Source organism: Acinetobacter rudis (genome assembly GCF_031157835.1).
GTDB classification, from domain to species: Bacteria; Pseudomonadota; Gammaproteobacteria; order Pseudomonadales; family Moraxellaceae; genus Acinetobacter; species Acinetobacter rudis_A.
This window is the reverse complement of sequence record NZ_JAVIDR010000003.1, coordinates 14,665-38,248: the sequence shown is the minus strand read 5'-3', so window position 1 is coordinate 38,248 and position 23,584 is coordinate 14,665. Positions and strand designations below refer to the sequence as shown.

Sequence of the window (23,584 nt, the reverse complement as noted above, 5' to 3'; positions counted from 1 at the left end):
CATCTATAGTTTGATTTTATTCTTATTTCAATTTGAGATGATATTTTTCTGTTACTAACTTGATTTTTATTCCTTTATATAATCGAGATTTTGAATCTTCTGACTTAGTGACATGAACATAAAATTGATCATCTTCAACTAAACGAGCATAGGTTTTAAAGCCAATCTCTAATTTATTCGGTGTCTTACCGGCTTCGTTATACTCTGCAATTAGTTGATTCACAGCATCAGTATTTAAATCTTTCATATATTCAACAACGTAGTGTGTTCAAGATACTTATCTTATACCATTCATATTTTACATTTTCATGAAACCGCCATCCACAACAGCACCTTTTGAGCCTGTAGTGTCAAATCCATTGCTTATACTGCCCCATATATCGTAAATAATGACTTAACTTCACATAACTTGTCTTCACAAATTTAATCCCCACTTTATACTAGAACAAAATTTATAGACGAAACCTCTCCATGAGTTACAAATATAATGACTTGTTGGCTATGCGCCAAAGTTATTGGGGTGATGAGCACTCAGAACGCGTTAAAAATGAAAAACAGTACTTTCAGCAAATATTAAATGAATGCCATATTTTTACTGAAGCTAACTTAGAAGATGCCAAATACTTCTTTTTTTCCTTGCCAAGTATCATTATTGTCAAAGGCTATGCTTTAGGGTTTACTCACTCTCTAGTCAAAAATATGATCTTGGATTTTGTTACAGCACATAAAGTAGAACTCTCTCAACGTCAAATAATGAAAATCAAGTTTCGGATTTAAAAGCAGCTTATTTTTAAATTTGCCTGTGCAGTTCAGAGGATTAAACTTTTTTTATCCGCTGATAAGCTGTAAGATGCCTTAGACCCACTTATCTGCCGCTTGTATAAAGGACTTAATGTTCATGTCAGATCAAAAAGAGAAGCTGAAACAGTTAAAAACCTCCTCTATGGACAGACGCCTATCATTGGCCAAAGCCTCTTTACTGGCTGGAACCCGTTGGGCAGCCTCAAGCGCAAGTCACTTTTTTTCAAGTGAAGAAGATAAAGAGATAAATCGTAAGAAAGCACTGAAAGAACAAGCAGAATATTTAGTTTCGGAAATTGGAAAACTCAAAGGTTCTATTGTTAAAATTGGTCAAATGATGGCTTTGTATGGTGAACATTTTCTACCAGAAGAAGTCACTCAAGCACTGAATACTTTAAATAACCAAACTATGGCACTTGACTGGCCTGTCATTCAACAACAGTTACACAACCAACTAGGTAATAAACTGAACGAACTGACAATTGACCCAGAGCCTTTAGGTACTGCATCCCTCGCACAAGTTCATCGAGCAACACGTAAAGCTGATGGTCAAGAGCTGGTTCTCAAAGTTCAGTACCCTGGTGTAGCAGATGCTATTGACTCAGATATGAATCTGTTTAGGAATATGCTCAAACTTACTCGCATCGTACCACAAACACGTGAGTTCGATCAGTGGTTTGAAGAAGTTCGAGAAATGATGCATCGAGAAGTAGATTATGCTCTAGAAGCAGAAACAACTCGACGTTTTGCAGCACGATTAAAAGAAGATACGCGTTATATTGTCCCTGAAATTATTGATCACTACTGCTCTGCACAAGTGCTCTGTATGAGCTTTGAACGTGGTGTACCCATTAATAGTCCAGTCATGCTTTCCCTTCCTCAACAACGTCGTAACCAATTAGGCGAAGCTTCCCTTGAAATCGCGATTCGCGAAATTTTTGAATGGGGTGAAATGCAGACTGATCCAAACTTTGGAAACTATTTGGTTCGTCTAGGCAATGGAGCGGATCAACCCGATCAAATTGTTTTACTCGATTTCGGTGCAATACGCCAATTTGACCCTCAACTCCTTAAAGTTGCTCGCAGTCTCATCATTGCTGGCTATGATCATGATCCACAAGCAATGGTCAATGCGATGACTGGCTACTCCTTCTTTGATGCCATGCCTCCTAGCATCAAACCTGATATGGCTAAAGTATTTTTACTTGCGACAGAAGCTTTTAGCAGTCTTGAAAACAACCCTGACCTACCAGAAGGGGTTATGGATACCGAACAACGCTACGATTGGAAAAAAAGTCAGTTGCATAGTCGTGTGATGCAGCGAGCATCTAAGTCTATGGCTTCACGTTATTTTAGCATCCCTCCCAAGGAGTTTATGTTTATCAGTCGCAAATTTATAGGTGCTTACACCTTTATGACTGTGATTGAAGCAAAAACCAATGTACGAGCAATGATTCAACCTTTTGTTGCCACTACAGCTTAAAGTGAAACCCAAACTAAAATGCCATAAAATGTTTTTTATGGCATTTTTACACCCTGTACTCACGACTTCCTCCGCTAGACCATACAATAACAATTCTTAATCTTTTACTTAATCATACCAAGCCACCCATAGCAGTCTATTCACGTCAATTTTGTCAGTTTTCAATCACATATATAACGATAGTATTAATTAAAACCATTAAATTCATATAGATAAAATTTATAACCGTATTTTGGTTTTTAGTATATTTACTTAGTCATATCGTCATTCACGACATAGTTTTTAAACTTAGAGCATGTCACTATTTTGCGTACTCGTCGAATAATGATACAGGATGCAATGATGACTACTATGGCAAAGAAAGTACAAGGCGTCGGACTAGCCTTTCTTTCTAAAATCGCAAAAAGTGACTTAGTTGATCAACTAAAATTAAGAAAAGTAATCGAAAAGTCACTTTACCATGGAGCCAAAACAGGTTTTAGCGCGCTCTCTCGTACACAAAAAATCTTTCAACCGTCTTCAAATCAATTAAAACAACGACTTCCTACACAAGACGATCAACTCTTTGATCTTAATTTGACTGAAGAACAAAAGATGACTGTGGAAACGATGCAAAAATTTGCCACAGAAGTTCTCTCCCCACTTGCCCACGATGCCGATCATCAAGCGATTTTTCCTCCTGAGCTTTGGCAGCATGCTCAAACGCTTGGCCTAAACTTTTATGCATTACCAGAAAGCTACCAAGGGGTTGCCACAGAAAAACAAGTTGTTAGTCATATTTTAATTGCAGAGCATTTGGCACGAGGTGATTTTAGTTTAGCAGCGGCAATGCTTTGTAACTTTAGTGTGATTAACTGTATAACTCAGTGGGGTTCAGAGCCGATTCAAAATACTTATCTTTACGCCTTTGCCGAACAGCCAGATCTGCAAGCAAGCTTTGCTGTACAAGAAGACACCCCTGCATTTGACCCATATCATCTAAAAACCACAGCACATAGTAAGGATGGCCAATTTTACTTAAACGGTAAAAAATCCTTAGTCTTACTTGGGGAAACAGCTGATATTTTATTGGTGAGTGCCGAATTTAACCAACGTCCAAATATCTTTATCGTAGAACGTAATGATCATATTTTAGTAAAAAAATCACCAGCCATGGGACTAAAAGCGGCAGAAACAGTTGAACTCATCTTTAAAAATACACCTGCGCAACGTCTAGGTGATGATGACTTTGATTATACGGCATGCATAGATTTAGGAAACCTGATGTGGTGTGCATTAGCTATAGGGTGTTGCGAGGCAGTCAAAGCATACTGTATCAATTACGCTAACCAACGTATGGCTTTTGAAGAACCTATCTCTCATCGTCAAGGCATCGCCTTCATGATTGCAGACATGGCTATAGAAATTGATGCTATGCGCATTTTACTACTCAATGCAGCAAGTCTTGCCGATTCAGGGCAAAAGTTTCATCGAGAAGCCTATTTAGCACGCATTCTTTGCGCTGAAAAAGCCATGAAAATTGCAACCGATGGCGTACAAATACTCGGTGGACATGGCTATACCAAAGAACATCCTGTTGAACGTTGGTATCGAGATCTTCGCGCAACTGCAATCATGCATGCTGGCTTACATGCTTAAATCTTTGGCACATAAGGAATCACCATGAATTTACAAAATCCTAAAAAATTTAAAATGTTGATTGATCAAGCCAATGAAGTGGCCATCAATATACTACGCCCAATTTCTAGAAAGTATGATAAAGCCGAACATCAATACCCCAAAGAACTTGACATGTTAGCTGCCCTTGTCGATGGTATGAACGAAGGTGGTGATGGCTTAAATGCAGGTGCAGCAGTCGCAAAACGTGGTATTCAAGATGAACAAAATAAAAATGGCATTAATATGTCAACAGCACTCAGTGTAATTGAAATGTGCTATGGAGATACCGCACTACTTCTCTCTATGCCACGTCAAGGCTTAGGTAACTCCGCAATTGCTGCTGTGGCCAATGAAGAACAACTGAAACGTTTTCATGGCATCTGGGCAGCAATGGCTATTACAGAGCCAGATTGTGGTTCTGATTCTGCTGCAATTCGTACCACAGCGCAAAAAGATGGTGATGAATATATCTTAAATGGAGAGAAAATCTTTGTAACCTCAGGCGCACGTGCGGATGCTGTGGTGGTATGGGCTACACTCGATAAAAAATTAGGCCGTGCTGCTATTAAATCTTTTGTTGTTCCTAAAGGAACGGCAGGCATGACGGTCGAACGCTTAGAACACAAATTAGGTATTAAGGCATCCGATACAGCAGTCATACGTTTTATTAACTGTCGTATTCCAGCTGCAAACTTATTAGGTCATGCCGATATTGATGTAGCCAAAGGTTTTGCTGGTGTTATGGAAACCTTTGACAATACACGTCCTTTAGTCGCAGCAATGGCCGTTGGCTGTGCAAAAGCATCACTTGAACGAATTAAGGAAATTTTTAAAGACTATTTAGATGATGACTACAGTACGCCTTATTTAAAATGCTCTCATATAGCTGCACAAATTTACAAAATGGAGGCTGAATGGGAGGCTGCTCGTTTACTGATGTTAAAAGCTGCATGGATGGCAGATAATCGTAAACCCAACTCAAAAGAAGCATCAATTGCCAAAGCTAAGGCTGGCCGCGTTGCAAATGAAATCACGTTAAAATGTGTCGAGCTCGCAGGCCCACTTGGCTATAATGAAGTTGAATTACTGGAAAAATGGGCAAGAGATTCAAAAATCTTAGATATTTTTGAGGGAACACAGCAAATTCAACAACTGATTATTGCTCGCCGTGAATTATCAAAATCTTCCAGTGAATTAAAGTAAATTTTAACAAAATAAATTAATCAACTTGTTAAAAGATATATTTAAAAAATAAGCACAGCTTCAAACTGTAATTTTGAACGTGCTTATTTTCTTTCATATTTACTGCTATTTTTCACCCTGATCCGTTTGATTCGACTGTCAACTAAGTTATGATGAAATAAAATCCCAAAACTAACTTAGAGCAAATACGATGAATTTTAATAATAAAGTTGTAATCGTCACAGGTGGTGCGAGTGGCATTGGTTTAGCTACAGTAACTGCATTTTGTGAACAAGGTGCTAAAGTTGTTATTGCAGACTTAAATGAACACGGGCAAATAATCAGTGATGAGCTCAATCAACAAGGCCACCTTACTTCATTCTTTAAAATTGATGTCCGTAATGAACAAGAAAATAAACAACTTATTCAGTACACAGTCAACCTATTCTCAGGCCTTGATATTGTATATGCCAACGCTGGTATTGCTGATGATGCACCAATTGAGCAGCTCTCCTTCGATCGTTGGCAAAGAACCATTGATATAAATTTAACATCTGTCTATTTACTCAACAAAGCAGCTATTGAATATTGGCTAGAACAACAGCAACAAGGTGTCATTGTCAATTGTGGTTCTATTCATAGCTGGGTGGGCAAAAAAGGAGTTACAGCCTACGCAGCAGCTAAAGGTGGAGTAAAATTGTTGACCCAAACTTTAGCTATAGATTACGCCAGTAAGGGGATTCGTATTAATGCGGTATGTCCTGGGTATATAGATACCCCTTTATTAAGTGCAGCAGATGCACGGCAAAAAGAAAATCTGGCTAAGCTACACCCTATTGGTCGTTTAGGCCGTCCTGAAGAGGTTGCTAATGTGGTTTTATTTTTAGCAAGTGACAAAGCATCATTCGTTAATGGGACTGCGCTCTTAGTCGATGGTGGCTATACAGCTCAGTAGTATTGTATTAACAAATCATTTCATCTAAATTTTAAATATAAAAGATGCGCCGATTTTGGCGCATCTTTTATATAACTGCATATTTTTAAAAAAACTAACTTACCAATAACCCAGAAACTTCCACCAAATCCCACCTAGAACAATAAAAATTGTCATGTTAGCAACACTCATAACAAAGCCAGCTTTCCACCATTCTCCTAAGGTTGTATAGCCTGAGCCATAAATAATTGGAGAGGTTCCAGTAGCGTAATGTGTAAGTGTCATCATAATACTAGATGCTGCAGCCATCATTAAGGCAAATAACATCGGCGGCGCACCTACAGCAATACCCGCAATATAGAATGCCGAGAACATGGCCGTAATATGAGCTGTAGTACTTGCAAAGATATAATGTGCGTACATATATGCCATGAGCAACAATAAACATGCTGGTACCCAGCTTAGACCTAATTGACCGATACCAGTTTGTAATAAACCAGAGAACCAAGTAATTAATCCAAGTTTATTTAAGAAAGTTGCCATCATCACAAGTGCTGCGAACCAAGTTACAGTATCCCAAGCACTTTTTTGTGTAAGCACATCCTCCCAAGTGAGTACTCCTGTCAAGAGCAAAAGTGAGAGACCTAAAAATGCAGTTGTCGTTGGATCTAAGGTCCACAAATCACCCAATAACATTGCTGGTATACCCGCCCATAGCAGCAATAATAATCCAAATACCGCAAGCATAATCATTTCATGTAGGGTAATTGGCCCCATTTCTTTTAAGCGTGATTTTGCAAATGTTGCAGCATTTGGGGTCTTTTTAATCTCAGGTGGATAAAGCAAATATAGAATCAAAGGCATTAAAGCCAGCGCAATCACTCCCGGCAAAAACATTGCGAGTGCCCAAGTCGTCCAGCTTAAATGAATTTCACTATTGGTAGCCTTTGCAATTAAATCCACAACTAACGGGTTAGGTGCTGTGGCAGTAATGAACATTGCTGAACTAATCGGATTGGAATGATAATTGACCAATGACAAGTATTTTCCTATTTTTCCTTCAGTTCCTTTTTCAGGATCAGAGTCAAAACTTGTAGCAATTGATCTTACAATCGGGTGGATAATTCCACCACAACGTGCTGTATTACTTGGTGTCACTGGTGCCAAAATAAGTTCAGAAAGTGCCAAACTATAACCAATTCCAATTGTTCGCTTTCCCCATACCGCAATAAAATAATATCCGAGTCGAGCACCAAGCCCTGTCTTTTGTAGACCCTTGGAAATCATAATAGAAATACCAATTAACCAAATAAGCGGATTGGCAAAACCACTGAGCGCATCTTTAATAGCATCGCTCGGATTATCTGCAGTCACTCGAGTTATTGCGACTAAACTAATTGCAATAATTGAAATAGCACCAATTGGCATTGCTTTACCAATAATGGCAGCAATTACTCCCAGAAACATAGCAAATAATAGCCATGCATTAGGAGTTACACCTGCTGGGATTGGAATAAAAAACCAAATAAAAAAAGTTAAACCAAGAGATACTAAGGTTGGTATTAATTTAAACCCCATGAAAGCACTCCACAATTAGGAAAGTCGAAATTCAAAATTTTATTTATAAGCATTCTATGAAAATTAAAACCACAAAAAAATAGTTATAACCCATTTACTAGTTACGCGAAAATAAAATAGAAAGCACCTAATTCTAAAATGATTCCAATGAAAATAAAACCAAGTAATTAACTCAATTTTTAGAATAAATACAAGTGTATAGCTATGATTTTAGCTTTCTTGCATTAATTATTTGTACAGTAAAAATCTTTAATTGATGGGTAAATTAATGAAATGCTAGATGTTCAAAAATAAGTGATAAGCTCTGCTGCGCTTTCACTAAACGTTGTTGATCTGCATGTGAAATCCAAAATGCTAATTCGGTTAAACTACCATGTATGAATCTTGAAAATACTTCAACATCACACTGGATAATTTTTTTTTGTTCGATTAATTCAGCTAAGATATTTTGCAGTGAAGAAATACATTTTTGCTTATTTTCATCTGCCAATAATACAGCTGGAGCATCTTGTAAAATAATTCGCTGAATCTCTTGTTCTTGTGCCATTGCTAAAAATAACTGACAACGATTTTGAAAACCGTGCCATGAATCTTCTGCCAACAGATATTGTTGTTGTAAACGTTGATCCATTTCTTGATCAAGTTGGTCTACTACCGCCTCAAACACAGCCTTTTTATCCGAAAAATGATGATATAACGCCCCCCGCGTTAATCCCACTTGTGCGGTTAAATCATCCATTGATGTTTTAGCATAGCCCTGTTGTGCAAAAACTTTTCGGGCACTTGCCAAAATCGCTGCTCGTGTTTCCAACATTTCTTGCTTACTACGCCGTGCCATACACATTACACCCTGTTTCATTGATCAGGCATTCTAACATTTACATACACATTGTATGAATAATTCTTGTATACATACAGCATGTATGTATAATTTGTTTTCGAATCCTCCACATCCCATTTATGAGTATCTTAACCTTATATGCTAAAACATTATCTACAGCTCTTTAAGGCACCTGGCAGTTTAGCATTTACCTTATCTGCATTTGTGGCCAGACTAGCCTTGCCCATGATTGGCATTGGCATCATAACCTTACTCGCTCAGCTAAATTATGGTTATGCGCGAGCTGGAATTATTTCTGCAATATTTGTTTTAAGTTATGCATTAATTTCCCCTCAAGTTTCTCGCTTAGTCGATCAACATGGTCAAGGTACTGTCGTTTTAATCTCCGCAGCAATGAGTGTGATTGGATTATCTGGGTTAGCTATTAGCGCTTATTCATTCTGGCCTTTTTGGAGTTTAGTTATATTTTCAGTTTTGGCTGGCTTTATTCCCAGTATGTCTGCAATGGTACGTGCACGTTGGACCGCCTTATATCGAGATCAAACCGAACTACGTACTGCTTATTCTTTAGAAAGTGTTTTAGATGAACTGACTTTTATTATCGGCCCACCGCTTTGTGTCGGGATGAGTGTCTTATATGCACCTGCTGGTTTAATCATGGCTGCTGGCTTACTTGCTATTGGCGTAGTGCTTTTTACTTTAGAAAAAACGACGCAACCTCAAATCACTCATGCAACAACAAACATTGAACAAAACCAAAAAAGTTCGGTAATTTCACTGCCCAATGTTCAATTATTAGCAGCATGTATGATCGCATTAGGTTTTATGGTAGGCATTATTGATGTAGCCAGTGTAGCTTTTGCACAACAACAAGAAGCACCACTAACAGCCAGTTTAGTTCTCTCTGCTTATGCACTCAGCTCTTGTTTAGCCGGCCTTACTTTTGGAGCAATTCAATTTAAATCATCATTACAAACCCTACTGCTTTGGAGCAGTCTAGGCACAGCAATAATGAGCTTTGGTATTTTCTTCGTCAATCATGTTTATATGCTCAGTATTATTGTCGCTTTATTAGGTGTATTTTTTGCGCCAACAATGATTAGTTTAATGAGTATCTTGGAGCAACAGGTCGCAAACAACAAACTTACAGAAGCTTTAACTTGGCTCTTAGCAGCATTAAACATTGGTGTGGCAGTAGGTGCAGCAGCAACTGGACAGCTAATTGAATCTTACAAATCTGCTTGGGCGGGTTTAAGTATTATTATTCCTTCGGCGATATTAGTACTCATGATCGCAACTCTAGTTTACTATCGAGTACAACAGACGCATCTAAATAACACATTAAAGTAATCAATATGGCCTAAACAAATAACGCCTCACACTAATCTATTTTATAGTTTAGTATGAAGCGTTAGCTGTAAATTGATAAAGATAAACTTAGGTTGCGATATTTTTATCCCAATAAGCATGGCGTACTTGAGGTAGATTATTAAAGTGTTCAATTATGTTTTTAATATCTACTGTATCAATTGAACTTGCAATGAGTGTCACTTCAATTTCAACATCCAAATCACCAAATGGCTCAACTTCAATATCTTTGGGTGGGTAATTATATTGAATTAGAGTGATATTAATCTGCTCCATAACTTGTTTACTGTACTGCCGATCACAAATAATATAGATCACATTTAATAATTCAGCTTCCTCATCCAATGGACGACGATCAATGACCTGTACAATTGGGCGTAACAAAGTATTCGCCGCCAATATAAATAGTGTTGCTAATATTGCTTCTAAGATTAGATCAGCTCCTGCTGCTGCACCAACAGCTGCTGAGCACCATAATGTAGCCGCAGTATTTAGACCATGGATATTACCTTCTTGACGCATAATAACACCCGCCCCCAAGAAGCCAATCCCTGAAACAACATAAGCAATAACTCGAACTGCACCATCTGCACCATGTAAAGAAACTGCAATATCAACAAAAATTGCTGCGCCTAATGCAACCAATACATTAGTACGTAAACCTGCTGTACGTTGCCGATATTGCCTTTCAAAACCGATCAGACCACCCAAAATAAATGCTGTCAGAAAGCTAATTGAAGTATCAATAAAATTATCAAGTTGTATGTGGTGTAAAAACTTCATTACTTATTGCCAGCCATAACGTTTGATGTAGTAGGATTTCATAAGCTGAATCAATATCATATATCCAATTAAAATCAAAGGCAGATACAAGAAGTAATGTAAAGGTAGAGCTTGAAGTTTAAAATATTCTGCCAATGGCCCCATTGGTAGGAAAATACCCACTGCCATAATCACTCCAGTCATCACCATTAAAGGCAATGCTGCTCGGCTTTGAATAAAAGGTATTTTTGCTGTACGTATCATATGAACAATCAAAGTCTGTGTGAGTAAGCCCACAACAAACCATCCTGATTGGAATAAACTCTGTTTTTCTGGCGTATTTGCAGCAAAAACAAACCACATTAAGGCAAAAGTCAAAATATCAAAGATCGAACTAATTGGCCCAAAGAAAATCATAAATCGTCCTATTTCCTGAGGTTGCCAACGCTGAGGCTGTTGTAAAGCTTCTTCATCCACATCATCAAAAGGAATAGCAATTTGTGATACATCGTAAAGTAAGTTTTGTACGAGCAAATGAATCGGCAACATCGGTAAAAATGGTAAAAATGCACTGGCTATTAATACCGAAAATACATTACCGAAATTTGAACTTGCAGTCATTTTGATATATTTAAGCATATTTGCAAAAGTACGACGGCCTTCAAGTACACCTTGTTCCAAGATTAATAAGCTTTTTTCCAGCAAAATTAAGTCAGCAGACTCTTTAGCAATATCAACAGCACTATCAACAGAAATACCAATATCGGCACTCTTTAATGCCGCAGCATCATTAATACCATCACCCAAAAAGCCCACTACATGGCCATTCGCTTTGAGCTGCATCACAATACGCTCTTTATGCATTGGGTTTAATTTTGCAAATACTTGATATTTTTCAACAGCCTGACCTAACTCAAGGTCAGACATTGTTTCAATTTTTTCACCTAAAATCATTTGTTCAGCAGCAAGGCCTATTTCCTTACATACCTTTTGCGTTACAAACTCATTGTCACCCGTCAAAACTTTGACATTAACACCATGTTGATGCAAAGCAGCAATAGCATGGCCTGCCGTCTCTTTAGGCGGATCAAGAAAAGCGAGAAAGCCACAGAGCGTTAAATTATTTTCATCCGCGATAGAAAAGGCAGTCTGCTCTTGCTCCACATCGCGATAAGCCAAGGCGATTACACGTAAACCTTCTCGATTATATTTTTGACTATTGGCTTGAATCATCGCCACGCGTTCTGGTGTTAAATCTACAACTTGGTGGTTTATTTCCACAGAACAACACGTAGAGAGCATTTCCTCTACAGCACCCTTGGTTATGATACGAATACGCTTACTTGGAGTACGTACCACAACAGACATACGGCGACGATCAAAGTCAAATGGAATTTCATCAAGTTTATGATAACGCAACTTTTCCATCTTGATATTTTGGTCAGCATGTTCAAGTACGGCAACATCTAATAAATTTTTCAAACCTGTTTGATGATAACTATTAATATAAGCAAGCAATAATACTGGTTCAGAAACATTGCCCATCACATCAATATATTTAGATAAAAAGATTTTATCTTGAGTTAAAGTACCCGTTTTATCCGTACACAATACATCCATAGCGCCAAAATTTTGGATCGCATCTAGTCGCTTGACAATAACTTTTTTACGTGAGAGAAATACTGCACCTTTGGCTAAAGTCGATGTCACAATCATCGGCAACATTTCAGGCGTTAAACCCACTGCAACTGATAGCGAAAAGAGTAATGCTTCTGTCCAATCGCCTTTGGTAAAACCATTAATAAATAAAACAATTGGAGCCATGACCAACATAAAACGGATCAGCAACCAACTCACTTGGTTAACGCCCATTTGAAAGGATGTGCTTACAGGCTGATTGCTACTTACTCGTTTTGCCAATGCGCCAAAGTAACTTTCATTACCAGTGCTTAACACTATAGCTGTTGCACTACCTGAAACAATATTTGTCCCCATAAAGACAATATTATCAAGAGCCATCGCATTTTCTTGATTCAAATCATGTAAATCTGCAAATTTCTCAACAGGCATTGACTCTCCTGTCATCGCCGCTTGAGATACAAACAGATCTTTAGCAAAGACAATACGACAATCTGCTGGAACCATATCACCAGCAGAAAGACGAATCACATCACCAGGAACCAAAAATTTTGTTGGAATTTCAAAGATTGCTCCAGGTTGTTCTTTAAGATCAATCCCATAACGCTGTGCCATATCGCTCAATTGCTGATAACTTAGCTCTCGGCGATAGACACTAGCACTATTACTTACCATTGACTTTAAGGCTTCGGCTGCTTTATTGGATTTAGACTCTTGCCAAAACCGTAATAGAGTAGATAAAACCACCATGACACTAATAATAATTGTGCCGGTAATATCATCTGTCATTGCAGCAACGATTGCTAAAATCGTAAGTAAAATATTAAACGGGTTTCTATAACAATACCAAAGATGTTGCCACCAGCTCAGGGGCTTTTCTTGGTTTAGCTCATTCAAACCATAATGTTCTCGGCGCTGAGCAGCTTCATTTTCAGTTAAACCATCTCGGTGACTGGTATAAGCAATGTAGATTTCAGTATGGCTATGTTTTGCTGCCTGCTTTAACTGAGTTGAAAGTTGTTGACCAACCTGCTGAGCATAACTAGATTGGTGTAATTCTTTAAAAGAAGCTGATCTTAAAAAATACTGACTTAAATGATATTTTTTTAAAAATCGGCTAAACAATTGCTGCCAGAGCTGACGAATCATGTTGACGCTCCATTTTAGACCATGATGACTTTGAGTTTAGAGCTCATTCAAAACCCCACCACAATATATCAAGATGTTTTAGTTAAAATTTGAATAAGTGGAATACTCAAAGTAGTGTATGTTTAAGTTCAATCTATTTAAACTAAGTCATGCTAAATATTCATGACGAATAAACATTTAGCATGACATAATATCTGTTATTTGTTTTTACTTCGTGCCATAGCCCAACTTATACCTAAGCCTGCCCATGATTTATCACTTGAGTTAAGTGCATGTCCATATGATGCAAATAATGAAACTTGATCAGGTATCACATGATAGTGATAAACAACTTGGCTACTGGTTTTATCAGAATCTAATTTAAAAAACTCTAAACTCACGCCATGTACATCTGCAAATGAATAGGTTGAAGCCACAGCCCAGGTTGTCTCATTATCATGATCTTGACGATACATCCCAAGGTTTGCATCAATTTGCACATGATCATTCAGGTAATACGACACGGGAATATTTAAATGTACGTGATCTTTTTCATGCTGTTGTTTAGGTTGCCATGTCAAACTAGCAGCCAATGCAACAGGTACACGCTCCGCTTGAAATAGCGTTTTCTTCGCTTGTAATGCATAACGCTGTTCACCATCATCCCATGACAACGGTAAGCCAAACTCAACATTCGCAAAATTACATGCTGGTGTCAGATTAACCTGTGAAATTTGGCTATCACTCACAACTTGATCTAATTCAACTTGACAATGTCCAGGGTCAACAATGCCAGCATCATCTGTTTTCATGAGTGGCGCAGCACGTACAGTTTGTCCAAATAAAACAATTAAAAGTAAAATCGCATAAAACGATACAGTCAGATAAAGGTAATGCATCCTCGGTTCCTCATCGCTGAGGCGGAGCCGACCTAGTGAGTAGATAAACCACGACTACCTATTAACCATAACAAATAGTATGATTTTTTTTGTACAACCATGGGTAAGATTTTTTGGATTTAAGCCATCTCATTGCAAGACGGCTTCCTCGAAATAGAAAGACAGCTTGCTCAGATAGGTAAATCGGTGTATTTAAACCACCCCAAACTCGAACAACTTCCCACGAGGGTCTCCGCTTTCTAAAATTGCCGTCATTATATAGAGCTAAAGTTAAATTACAAATGACAATCGCTAAAAATTGCCTGAAAACGATAAGTTCTGCACCTTGATACAGAAAAAGTTAATTTAGTTAGCATACATATTTCAGCAATAATTTAAGCAGTTATACCTTGTTTTTCTTAGTAATTTATATTTCAAGTGAAATATCCTATCAAATGTTGAAAAAATCCTCTGACTTTTTAGCATTTATTCTGCATAATATATCACTAAATGTGATAATGAGATTTTAATCATGACCCCAAAGTTGAATTTCCTCACTTATTTACCTGCATGGTCATGGTTAAAACACTATAGAAAACAGGATATTAAATCAGATTTACTTTCTGCTCTTATTGTTATTGCAATGCTAGTCCCCCAAGGCATGGCCTATGCAATTGTTGCAGGATTACCCCCTATTACTGGACTTTATGCCAGTGTACTCCCCATGATGATTTATGCGCTTATTGGAGGTAGTCCAACTTTATCGATTGGCCCAGTTGCCTTAATTTCAATGATGACATTTGCCACTTTGAATCCACTATTTGAAATAGGATCAAGTGCTTATATTGAAGCAGCATGTTTATTAGCAATATTAGTAGGATTAATTTCTACACTTCTTGGTATTTTAAAATTTGGTTTTCTCATTCGATTAATCAGCCATCCTGTTATTAAAAGTTTTATTATTGCATCTGCTGTATTAATTGCATTGAGTCAACTTAAATTATTATTAAACATTCCTTTAAAAATAGATAATCTCCCACATTTTTTTCAAAGTTTTTGGCAGTATAAAGCTCAAATACATTTAGCCAGTGTATTTTTTGGTTTATGCTCAATTTTATTTTTATTATTTACCCCTAGATTATTACAAAGTGATCTAGTTACTCGACATCTAAATAAAAACTGGATCCAAATTTTAGTTAAAACTACACCTTTATGGTTAATCATTCTTACGATCTTTATAATGCAATATTTTAATTTTCAAAATATTGGTATTGAAACTGTTGGTGCTATACCATCTGGTTTTCCTCCGATCACGTTCCCACATTGGAATTCCAATCTTGTTCTAGAATTACTCCCTGGAGCCAGTATGATTGCAATGGTTAGCTTTGTAGAATCTATTTCAATTGCTCAAGCAACTGCATTGCAAAATCGCAGAGAACTCAATAGTAATCAGGAGCTTATTGCTTTAGGCTTAGCCAATATTAGCGCTGGTGTAAGTGCTGCATTTCCTGTGACAGGAAGCCTATCACGGACTGTAGTCAATGCAGATGCAGGAGCCAAATCTCCTATTTCTGGCTTTTTATCCTCTATATTTATTGTTGTTGTAAGTTTATATTTTACGGGACTTTTCTACCATTTACCGCTGGTTGTTCTAGCTGCAACGATTATGGTTTCAATTTGGAAACTAGTAGACTTCAAACCATTTATTGAAACATGGCATTATTCTAAGGCCGATGGTATTGCCATGTGGATAACCTTCTTTGCAGTATTGTTCATTGATATTTCTTCTGGATTAATTATCGGTGTCATTACTACATTTATATTATTATTATGGCGAATTAGCCGACCTCATATCGCTGTTATAGGACAAATTGAAGGTACAGAGCATTTTCGTAATATTCATCGTCATGATGCGATTACACTTGCCAAAATCATTTCGATACGTGTTGATGAAAGTTTAAGCTTCTTAAATATAAACAGTCTAAAAGAGTTTATCATCCAAGAAGTAAGTAAGAACGCATCCCTACAACATGTCATTTTGAATTGTTCGAGCGTCAGTGGTATAGATCTTAGTGCAGCTGAGACACTTGCCGATATCAATATTGATCTAGGCAAACACGGAATACAATTACATCTCTCAGAAGTGAAAGGCCCAGTAATGGATAAATTACAACATACAGTGCTGTTACAACAATTACGTGGTAAAGTTTTCTTGACGCACTACCAAGCTGTTGCTTATTTAAAACAGCAAACACAGCAACAAGAACAATCAGATCAAGTGCTTTAAATGCCCTCCTTGCTGTATTGTTTTCAATAAAATTAGCATAACTAATCAATTAGATTATGCGAAAAAAAGGGTTTGGGTATAGAATACTTTCCTTTTTTGCCCAAATAGATTTTTATAAGGCTTAATTTATGTTTTCAGCTTTGACTCGACTTAGTCTCGTTTCTCGCATTATGATCGCCATCATTCTTGGGGCTTTCGTCGCATTTGCGTTCCCTCAAGCTTCAGCTTATGTCGGCCTATTCGGTGACTTATTTATTAAGGCTTTAAAATCGGTCGCACCGATTTTAGTTTTTGTCTTAGTTTTGGCATCTATTGCAAACTTCAATGTCAGTCATGGCACCAAAAACTTAAAACCCATTATGGGCTTATACGTGATTGGTATGTTACTTGCGGCATTTAGTGCGGTATTTGCCAGCATCATGTTTCCAAGTACACTCGTCTTGGCTATTGATCCTGCTACACATTTGAAAGCACCAGAACATGTAGCAGATATTATGAAAAATCTGTTGCTCAGTTTTATCAGTAATCCTATTACTGCCCTAAGTGAAGCAAACTTTATTGGTATTTTGGCTTGGGCTGTTGGTCTAGGTACTGCATTACGTCATAGTAGTGATACGACTAAACAAGTGATCAATGATATTTCAAATGCAGTTAACCATATTATTAAAGTGGTTATTCAATTTGCACCTATTGGTATCTTCGGTTTAGTTGTAGTGACTTTTGCCGAATCTGGTCTAGAAACCTTGAAGAACTATATTCAGTTGATTGCAGTTCTTGTTGGTACAATGTTATTTGTTGCCCTAGTCATCAATCCGATTTTAGTCGCCATTATTATGCGTCAAAATCCGTACCCATTAGTATTAACATGTTTAAAAGAAAGTGGCATCACTGCTTTTTTCACTCGCAGCTCAGCCGCGAATATTCCTGTTAATATTGAACTGGCTAAACGTTTAGGTGTAAATGAAACCATCTCTGGCGTGTCTATCCCTCTAGGGGCTACTATTAATATGGCTGGTGCAGCGGTGACAATCACAATCTTAACGCTTGCAGCGGTTAATACCTTAGATATGCAGGTTAGCTTAAGTACAATGCTTATTTTATCTGTACTTGCTGTTATTACAGCTTGTGGCTCATCTGGTGTTGCTGGCGGTTCGTTATTATTAATTCCTGTTGCTTGTAGTTTATTTGCAATTCCAACCGATATTGCTATGCAAGTCGTTGCTATTGGTATGGTAATTAGCGTAATTCAAGATTCTACAGAAACGGCACTAAACTCCTCAACTGATGTATTATTTACAGCGGCTGTAGAGTTAGCAAAAAAGTAGTACAATACTGATTTAGATGGTTTTTTAGCTAAGACTATGCCTTTACAACATTTACCACGCTGGATTTTAATTACCACATTTTTGCTCGCAATGAATGCGGGCATTGTAAATGTATTGGGTCTCTTTTGCTTATTGCATCAGTCAATCTCACATATGACAGGTAATGTAAGTTTCTTAGCGATGGCATTACTGCAACAAGATTTTCATCATGCATTTTATTTGGTTTGGGTGCTCATCTTTTATGTTCTAGGTTCAAGCTATAGTGGCTTTATTCTAGGGAATAGCCAATTTCAGCTTAATCAGCGTTATGGTTTACCCATGAGTTTGGTCGCTATTTTCATTGCATTATGTTGGATATTTCTACCTTACTACCCACGTTATGCTCTTCTTTGGGCGTCAGCTGCTATGGGGATGCAAAATGCAATGATTAGTCATTATAAAGGGACTATTATTCGTACTACACACCTTTCGGGTGTACTTACTGACTTAGGTTTAGCTTTGGGTTATACCTTTAAAGGATTAGCTGTCGAACGCAGAAGAGTTATTTTACATTTGATGATCTTTTTTGGCTTTTTAACTGGTGGAGTTATTGCAGCCATAACTTACCCGATCTATGATCTACACGCCTTTTTACTTCCGACAGCACTGAGTATAGTGTTGGCCTGTGTATACTGGCTAATTTGGTTGCGATTTAGAAAATTGACATAATTGAAGTTGAGTCACGAATATGGTTAAGAATGCTTTACAAGCACAATTGCTAAAAGCAGGTTTAGTTGATAACAAGAAAGCCAAAAAGCTTTCTAAACAAGCACAACATGAGCAACGTACTGGTGAAAGTAAAGATGCCGAATTACGTGCTAAAATTGAGCAAGATAAACAACTTAAACTCACTAAAGACCAATCTTTAGATCAAGAAAAACAACGTCAACTCAATGAAAAAGCGCTACAAGCAGCAATTATCCAAATGATTAAACAGCACAAAATCAGTGATACTGATGGTGATGCTGTTTATCAATTTATTGACGAAGGCAAAATCAAAAAACTTTATATTAACCAGCAAATTTATAATGCGCTCGTTACCGGAAGTTTAGTGATTGCCAAAGATCAAGCCCAGTATGCATTCTTACCTAAAGCCTTGGCAGAACGTATTAATGAAAAAATGTTTGGCTTTATTGTGGTCAATAATACTCAAGAAAATAATGATCAAACCACTGATGAAGAAGATCCATATGCAGCATACGTCATTCCAGACGATCTAATGTGGTAAGCACAAAATTTAAGTATATTTAACCGAAATAAGAATAAGCCACTTCAAATAAGTGGCTTATTCTTATCAACAATTTTGATTATTTAATTTTTGTCACTGTTTAAAAAACCATTTTCTTTTAATGCATCTAAATTTTCCTGTTTAATGCGCTCCATTCTTTGCCTAAAGGCTTTATCCATATCTAAGTGATAAAACTCATAATAATGATGAACATTAAAATATGAACTTTCAGCATAGTTTTTACCATTATAGCTTGCAGCCGAAAGCCGGATATCAGCTGGAAAATCTGGGAAAAATTCAGCCATATCTTGTTTTTTCTCTATACCCAAGTAGATGAAAACACGCCATTTTTTTGTTTTAGGGCTACGGACTAAAATGGCATCATATTTACTATCAAAATGTAAATCTAAAAAATCATACTGTGCTTGGATCGGCATCACACAAACATCACCATATGATGATTGGTAACTGCCCTTTACAGGCAATACTTGAATCTTAAAATTATTAATAATTCCCAAACGAAGAAAATCATAATTTATCTTAGTCATATTCAAAGCCTCAGCTTCGCTATACCAAGCAGCAGAACGATAAAGCTGTCCTAAATGTTTATCTTTAAATAAATAACTATAATCAGTTTGTTGTAGAAATTTTCTATATTCATCTAAATTTGCTGTTTTTGCTAAAGCATAGCTCTGATAAGCCTGATTCTTGAATACAGTACTATATTTATTACAATCTAAATCCTGACCTAAACTTTGTTGAGAAACAACAAATGTCATAGCTAAAACTAATACTTTATTCATCGATCCATTCTAACTAATTTCATATTTATAATATTGTATACGAGTTATATTAGATATTTTTGCTATTTTAAAATCCAAATTTCGACAATACGTAAAATCACGTATATCTATTGAATACTTTACAATCAATAATAAAAAATGCTCAAATTCAACTTAGCAACCACTATTCACCTAATCATTGTTTACCCAATTGAATGCAGAAAACACCTCATCATCGCCAAGCACCACAGCGCATTACACCTACCCGACGCCAATATAATGCTTGGGTAGCAAACGAAAGTATTGAGGACTTCTCGCTACGCTATACGCCTACTCACATTAGAAAATGGTCACCTTGGACTGTGAGTAATACTTCTTTTTCCACTGCTAGCTTCTTAGCCATGGAAGCGTTTGGGGCAACTATACTTTGGCAATATGGTTTTAATAATGCATTTTATGCTGCGCTAGTAGTTTGCCTGATTATCTCATTAGCAAGTTGGGCAATTAATTACTATGCAGCACGTTATAATATTGATATCGATTTACTTAGTCGAGGTGCTGGTTTTGGCTATATCGGCTCAACCATTACATCTTTAATTTACGCTAGCTTCACTTTTATATTTTTAGCTTTTGAAGCTGCCATCATGGCCATGGCTTTACAATTGGCACTGAATATCTCACTTAGCTTAGGCTATTTAATTTCTGCTTTAATTATTCTCCCTTTAGTGGTCAAAGGCATTAGTTTTATTAATAAATTACAAATGCTCACACAACCCTTTTGGCTACTATTATTACTATTACCTTGGATATTTGTTTTTCAGCATCAACCAGATTTGTTTCAAAAAATGTTTGGGTTCAATGGTATTAGCTCGAACTCATCAGAATTTAATTTAATTTATTTTGGTGCAGCAGCAAGTTTTTTATTTGCATTAATTACTCAAGTTGGCGAACAAGCTGACTATTTACGTTTTCTTCCACAAAAACAACATGCTCAAAAAAGTTGGTATTGGGCAATATTTTTTGGTGGCCCATTATGGAGTATCTTGGGTTTTATTAAAATGTTAATGGGTATGTTATTGCTGGTCCTAGCTGTACAGCATTTTGTTCCCACCTCACATCTCACTGATCCGACCTACTTATATTGGATTGCATACCAACAAATGTTACCTAATGCAGAACTCGCATTGATATTCATGTTGGTATTTGTATGTCTAGCACAAATTAAAATTAACGTAAGTAATGCTTATGCAGGGTCCCTAGCATGGTCTAATTTCTTTGCTCGTTTAACCCATAGTCACCCTGGACGATTAGTTTGGCTCATATTTAATATCGTCATTGCCATTATTTTGATGGAAATACATGTTATTCATGTCGTTGAAAAAATATTAGGACTCTATAGTAATATTGCGCTGGCTTGGATAGGTGCATTAGTTGCAGATTTGATTATTTGTAAACCACTTGGGCTTAGCCCTAAAGGGATAGAGTTTAGACGCGCATATCTTTATGACATTAACCCTGTCGGTGTTGGTGCATTAATTATTTCATCAGCATTGTCAATTAGCTGTTATCTTGGCTACTTTGGAATTTACCCCAAAGCATTGGCAGGTTTTATTGCCTTAGCTAGCTCAATGCTTTGTGCGTGTATTATTGCTTATCTAACTCGTGGTAAATATTATCTCGCTCGCCAGCCTGTTCAACTCATTGCGACTCAATCCGTTGCACAATGTGGAATTTGCCAACACGATTATGAATTACCTGATCTTGCAAGCTGCCCTGCCTATCAAGTTAATATTTGCTCACTGTGTTGCTCGTTAGAAGCCCGTTGTCATGATTTATGCAAACCTCATGCGCGTTGGTCCTATCAATTAAAACAATGCCTCATGCGTATTTTACCTACTTGGTTATTTAAACGAGTTCATACTCAGTTTGGACTGTATATCTTACTTAATATCAGTTTAAATCTGCTCTTGGCCCTTTGCTTAGCCATGATCTACTTTCAAGAAAAGCACTTACTTTTACAACAGGCAAAAGCAGAGAACATTGTTTATTTATCGAATAGTTTTTTTCACATTTATATAATGTTATCCATTCTATTGGCCGTGGCGACTTGGTGGATCTTATTAAATTTTGAAAGTCGGCAAAAAGCAGAACAAGAAAGCCAACAACAAACTGAATTACTAATGAATGAGATTGATGCTCACCACGCAACACATCAGGACTTATTGCAAGCACGTAATCAAGCAGAACAAGCAAATCAAGCAAAAAACCTATATTTAATGAATATTAGTCATGAGTTACGCACACCTTTAAATAGTATTTTAGGCTATAGCAAACTCATGCAACAACAGGAAAGCAACTTATCTCAACAAAGTAACAATGCACTAGGTGTTATCCAACGCAGTGGCCATTACCTTAATTCATTGATAGATGATCTATTAGATTTCAATAATATTGAATCAGGTAAAATTCACCTTAATATGACTGATATTGATTTTCCAGACTTTATGCTACAAGTCATCGCATTATTTCAAGCGCAGTTCTTAGAAAAAAATATCTTATTTATCACTGATCTTAGCCCTCTATTACCCCTCTATATTAAAAGTGATAAAAAGCGTTTAGAACAAATATTTATAAATTTATTGAGTAATGCCCTAAAGTTTACTCAGCAAGGTGCTGTTTGTTTACGTGTAAGTTATATTCAACAAAGTCTTTATATTGAAGTTGAAGACAGTGGCTGTGGTATCAGTACGAAAGATTTGAAACATATTTTTGAGCCTTTCGAACGTGGTACAAACATTGCTCAATTGGGTTTTAAAGGTATAGGCCTTGGTTTATCAATTGTGAAGATGCTCGTTGAGGCGCTTGAAGGCAAAATCAGTGTCAGTAGTCAGGTTAATCAGGGCAGTCTATTTAAAGTTAAACTCTATATGCCTGAACAACAACGCCCCCAGCCTGTATTGCCACAGCTGCAACCTACCCAAAACATGCTTTTGCGACATCGTCGTATTTTAGTTGTGGATAATGAAGCAGTAGATCGACAATTTATTTGTGAGTTTTTACAAACATTTGATATAAACGTACAGCAAGCTGCTTCAGGCATAGAGTGCTTACATCAGGTTGCTTATTTCCAACCAGAACTCATCTTAATGGATTGGCACATGCCCCTCTTGGATGGCCTTGAAACAACAGAATTATTACGTAAAAATTTTTACAGTAGCATTCCTGTCATTATGATTTCTGCTATACACCAAATACCCACAAATATTTCAGCCGATTTAATTCAAGGTTTTTTAATAAAACCAATAGACTTACAACAATTATTAGATTGCATACAGTATCAACTCAACGGTACCGATGAACAAAGTTATCCTAAGTTAGACCAAGCTCTTGCACAACATGACAATGCCATGCCTTCAACACTACCCAATGTAAATAGGTTAACAACACAAATCACAAATACTCAGACTAAAGATTTAAACTTACAACAAAAACGACTATTACAGCTCCTACAACAAGGTGAAATCAAAATGCTAGAACAACAGCTTTTACTTTGTAAAAAACTTTTCTTAGACCAGCAACCAAGTTGGGAGCAAGCTCTGGTTTATCTATCGAACTTCGAATTGCAACGTTTAAAGCTACTTTTACAAGATCTATCCTCTGGACTTGATTGA

18 protein-coding genes are annotated in these 23,584 nt (G+C 36.9%); 11 read left to right on the top strand and 7 right to left on the bottom strand.

The genetic code is table 11. The features are described from left to right. Positions 1-22 precede the first annotated feature (22 nt). Positions 23-247, bottom strand: a complete 225-nt coding sequence (locus tag RFH42_RS04140; RefSeq protein WP_308974316.1) for a hypothetical protein — start codon at positions 245-247, stop codon at positions 23-25. A 224-nt stretch (positions 248-471) separates the two neighbouring features. Here RFH42_RS04140 and RFH42_RS04135 point away from each other — a divergent pair, with 224 nt between their 5' ends. The 5 genes from RFH42_RS04135 to RFH42_RS04115 all read left to right on the top strand — a co-directional run bounded on the left by RFH42_RS04135 (position 472) and on the right by RFH42_RS04115 (position 6,080). Then, complete coding sequence (locus RFH42_RS04135; RefSeq protein ID WP_308974314.1) at positions 472-777, top strand: hypothetical protein; 306 nt, start codon at positions 472-474, stop codon at positions 775-777. Positions 778-898: 121 nt separating this feature from the next. Continuing rightward, on the top strand, positions 899-2,284 hold the full coding sequence (locus tag RFH42_RS04130) for an ABC1 kinase family protein (RefSeq protein WP_308974313.1): 1,386 nt from the start codon (positions 899-901) through the stop codon (positions 2,282-2,284). Between the two features lie 342 nt (positions 2,285-2,626). Beyond that, positions 2,627-3,922 carry an acyl-CoA dehydrogenase family protein gene (locus RFH42_RS04125; RefSeq protein ID WP_308974312.1) on the top strand — a complete coding sequence of 432 codons (1,296 nt, stop codon included), beginning with the start codon at positions 2,627-2,629 and terminating at the stop codon, positions 3,920-3,922. Between the two features lie 24 nt (positions 3,923-3,946). Then, positions 3,947-5,146, top strand: a complete 1,200-nt coding sequence (locus RFH42_RS04120) for an acyl-CoA dehydrogenase family protein (protein WP_308974311.1) — start codon at positions 3,947-3,949, stop codon at positions 5,144-5,146. Between the two features lie 190 nt (positions 5,147-5,336). Further along, a complete protein-coding gene (locus tag RFH42_RS04115; RefSeq protein WP_308974310.1) occupies positions 5,337-6,080 on the top strand; it encodes an SDR family NAD(P)-dependent oxidoreductase in 744 nt (247 codons plus the stop codon). A gap of 99 nt (positions 6,081-6,179) precedes the next feature. On the opposite strand, the gene RFH42_RS04110 is transcribed toward RFH42_RS04115, so the two are convergent. Together RFH42_RS04110 and RFH42_RS04105 are read right to left on the bottom strand one after the other, a co-directional pair. After that, the gene (locus RFH42_RS04110) at positions 6,180-7,637 is read right to left on the bottom strand and encodes a DASS family sodium-coupled anion symporter (protein WP_308974309.1); all 1,458 of its coding nucleotides are present in this window, start codon (positions 7,635-7,637) and stop codon (positions 6,180-6,182) included. Positions 7,638-7,902: 265 nt separating this feature from the next. Next, positions 7,903-8,475 (bottom strand): TetR/AcrR family transcriptional regulator, encoded by a 573-nt coding sequence (locus tag RFH42_RS04105; protein ID WP_308974308.1) that lies wholly within the window; start codon positions 8,473-8,475, stop codon positions 7,903-7,905. 141 nt (positions 8,476-8,616) lie between these two features. On the opposite strand from RFH42_RS04105, the gene RFH42_RS04100 reads away from it, so the two are divergent. Next, positions 8,617-9,828 carry an MFS transporter gene (locus RFH42_RS04100; RefSeq protein WP_308974306.1) on the top strand — a complete coding sequence of 404 codons (1,212 nt, stop codon included), beginning with the start codon at positions 8,617-8,619 and terminating at the stop codon, positions 9,826-9,828. 87 nt (positions 9,829-9,915) lie between these two features. On the opposite strand, the gene RFH42_RS04095 is transcribed toward RFH42_RS04100, so the two are convergent. From RFH42_RS04095 to RFH42_RS04085, 3 genes are all read right to left on the bottom strand, one after another. After that, positions 9,916-10,629 carry an MgtC/SapB family protein gene (locus RFH42_RS04095; RefSeq protein ID WP_308974303.1) on the bottom strand — a complete coding sequence of 238 codons (714 nt, stop codon included), beginning with the start codon at positions 10,627-10,629 and terminating at the stop codon, positions 9,916-9,918. A 3-nt stretch (positions 10,630-10,632) separates the two neighbouring features. Beyond that, positions 10,633-13,395, bottom strand: a complete 2,763-nt coding sequence (gene mgtA, locus RFH42_RS04090; RefSeq protein ID WP_308974301.1) for a magnesium-translocating P-type ATPase — start codon at positions 13,393-13,395, stop codon at positions 10,633-10,635. Positions 13,396-13,592: 197 nt separating this feature from the next. Then, positions 13,593-14,273 (bottom strand): hypothetical protein, encoded by a 681-nt coding sequence (locus RFH42_RS04085; RefSeq protein WP_308974300.1) that lies wholly within the window; start codon positions 14,271-14,273, stop codon positions 13,593-13,595. A gap of 511 nt (positions 14,274-14,784) precedes the next feature. Between RFH42_RS04085 and RFH42_RS04080 the strand changes: the two genes are divergently transcribed. The 4 genes from RFH42_RS04080 to RFH42_RS04065 all read left to right on the top strand — a co-directional run bounded on the left by RFH42_RS04080 (position 14,785) and on the right by RFH42_RS04065 (position 19,131). Then, positions 14,785-16,539 carry a SulP family inorganic anion transporter gene (locus RFH42_RS04080; RefSeq protein WP_308974298.1) on the top strand — a complete coding sequence of 585 codons (1,755 nt, stop codon included), beginning with the start codon at positions 14,785-14,787 and terminating at the stop codon, positions 16,537-16,539. A 128-nt stretch (positions 16,540-16,667) separates the two neighbouring features. Next, positions 16,668-17,864: a serine/threonine transporter SstT gene (gene sstT, locus RFH42_RS04075; RefSeq protein ID WP_308974297.1), complete on the top strand. Its 1,197-nt coding sequence runs from the start codon at positions 16,668-16,670 to the stop codon at positions 17,862-17,864. Between the two features lie 36 nt (positions 17,865-17,900). Then, positions 17,901-18,572, top strand: a complete 672-nt coding sequence (locus RFH42_RS04070) for a YoaK family protein (RefSeq protein WP_308974296.1) — start codon at positions 17,901-17,903, stop codon at positions 18,570-18,572. A 19-nt stretch (positions 18,573-18,591) separates the two neighbouring features. Beyond that, positions 18,592-19,131 (top strand): DUF2058 domain-containing protein, encoded by a 540-nt coding sequence (locus RFH42_RS04065; protein WP_308974295.1) that lies wholly within the window; start codon positions 18,592-18,594, stop codon positions 19,129-19,131. Between the two features lie 83 nt (positions 19,132-19,214). On the opposite strand, the gene RFH42_RS04060 is transcribed toward RFH42_RS04065, so the two are convergent. Further along, positions 19,215-19,934: a hypothetical protein gene (locus RFH42_RS04060; RefSeq protein ID WP_308974294.1), complete on the bottom strand. Its 720-nt coding sequence runs from the start codon at positions 19,932-19,934 to the stop codon at positions 19,215-19,217. Positions 19,935-20,128: 194 nt separating this feature from the next. On the opposite strand from RFH42_RS04060, the gene RFH42_RS04055 reads away from it, so the two are divergent. After that, on the top strand, positions 20,129-23,584 hold the full coding sequence (locus RFH42_RS04055) for a hybrid sensor histidine kinase/response regulator (RefSeq protein WP_308974293.1): 3,456 nt from the start codon (positions 20,129-20,131) through the stop codon (positions 23,582-23,584).

What these genes read in the sequence shown, in the direction of transcription:
- RFH42_RS04070 (WP_308974296.1), top strand. Translation starts at nt 17,901, where the DNA reads ATGCCTTTACAACATTTACCACGCTGGATTTTAATTACCACATTTTTG.
- RFH42_RS04085 (WP_308974300.1), bottom strand. Translation starts at nt 14,273, where the DNA reads ATGCATTACCTTTATCTGACTGTATCGTTTTATGCGATTTTACTTTTA.
- RFH42_RS04065 (WP_308974295.1), top strand. Translation starts at nt 18,592, where the DNA reads ATGGTTAAGAATGCTTTACAAGCACAATTGCTAAAAGCAGGTTTAGTT.
- RFH42_RS04100 (WP_308974306.1), top strand. Translation starts at nt 8,617, where the DNA reads ATGCTAAAACATTATCTACAGCTCTTTAAGGCACCTGGCAGTTTAGCA.
- sstT (WP_308974297.1), top strand. Translation starts at nt 16,668, where the DNA reads ATGTTTTCAGCTTTGACTCGACTTAGTCTCGTTTCTCGCATTATGATC.
- RFH42_RS04110 (WP_308974309.1), bottom strand. Translation starts at nt 7,637, where the DNA reads ATGGGGTTTAAATTAATACCAACCTTAGTATCTCTTGGTTTAACTTTT.
- RFH42_RS04060 (WP_308974294.1), bottom strand. Translation starts at nt 19,934, where the DNA reads ATGAATAAAGTATTAGTTTTAGCTATGACATTTGTTGTTTCTCAACAA.
- RFH42_RS04105 (WP_308974308.1), bottom strand. Translation starts at nt 8,475, where the DNA reads ATGGCACGGCGTAGTAAGCAAGAAATGTTGGAAACACGAGCAGCGATT.
- RFH42_RS04130 (WP_308974313.1), top strand. Translation starts at nt 899, where the DNA reads ATGTCAGATCAAAAAGAGAAGCTGAAACAGTTAAAAACCTCCTCTATG.
- RFH42_RS04115 (WP_308974310.1), top strand. Translation starts at nt 5,337, where the DNA reads ATGAATTTTAATAATAAAGTTGTAATCGTCACAGGTGGTGCGAGTGGC.
- RFH42_RS04125 (WP_308974312.1), top strand. Translation starts at nt 2,627, where the DNA reads ATGACTACTATGGCAAAGAAAGTACAAGGCGTCGGACTAGCCTTTCTT.
- mgtA (WP_308974301.1), bottom strand. Translation starts at nt 13,395, where the DNA reads ATGATTCGTCAGCTCTGGCAGCAATTGTTTAGCCGATTTTTAAAAAAA.
- RFH42_RS04120 (WP_308974311.1), top strand. Translation starts at nt 3,947, where the DNA reads ATGAATTTACAAAATCCTAAAAAATTTAAAATGTTGATTGATCAAGCC.
- RFH42_RS04135 (WP_308974314.1), top strand. Translation starts at nt 472, where the DNA reads ATGAGTTACAAATATAATGACTTGTTGGCTATGCGCCAAAGTTATTGG.
- RFH42_RS04055 (WP_308974293.1), top strand. Translation starts at nt 20,129, where the DNA reads ATGCAGAAAACACCTCATCATCGCCAAGCACCACAGCGCATTACACCT.
- RFH42_RS04080 (WP_308974298.1), top strand. Translation starts at nt 14,785, where the DNA reads ATGACCCCAAAGTTGAATTTCCTCACTTATTTACCTGCATGGTCATGG.
- RFH42_RS04140 (WP_308974316.1), bottom strand. Translation starts at nt 247, where the DNA reads ATGAAAGATTTAAATACTGATGCTGTGAATCAACTAATTGCAGAGTAT.
- RFH42_RS04095 (WP_308974303.1), bottom strand. Translation starts at nt 10,629, where the DNA reads ATGAAGTTTTTACACCACATACAACTTGATAATTTTATTGATACTTCA.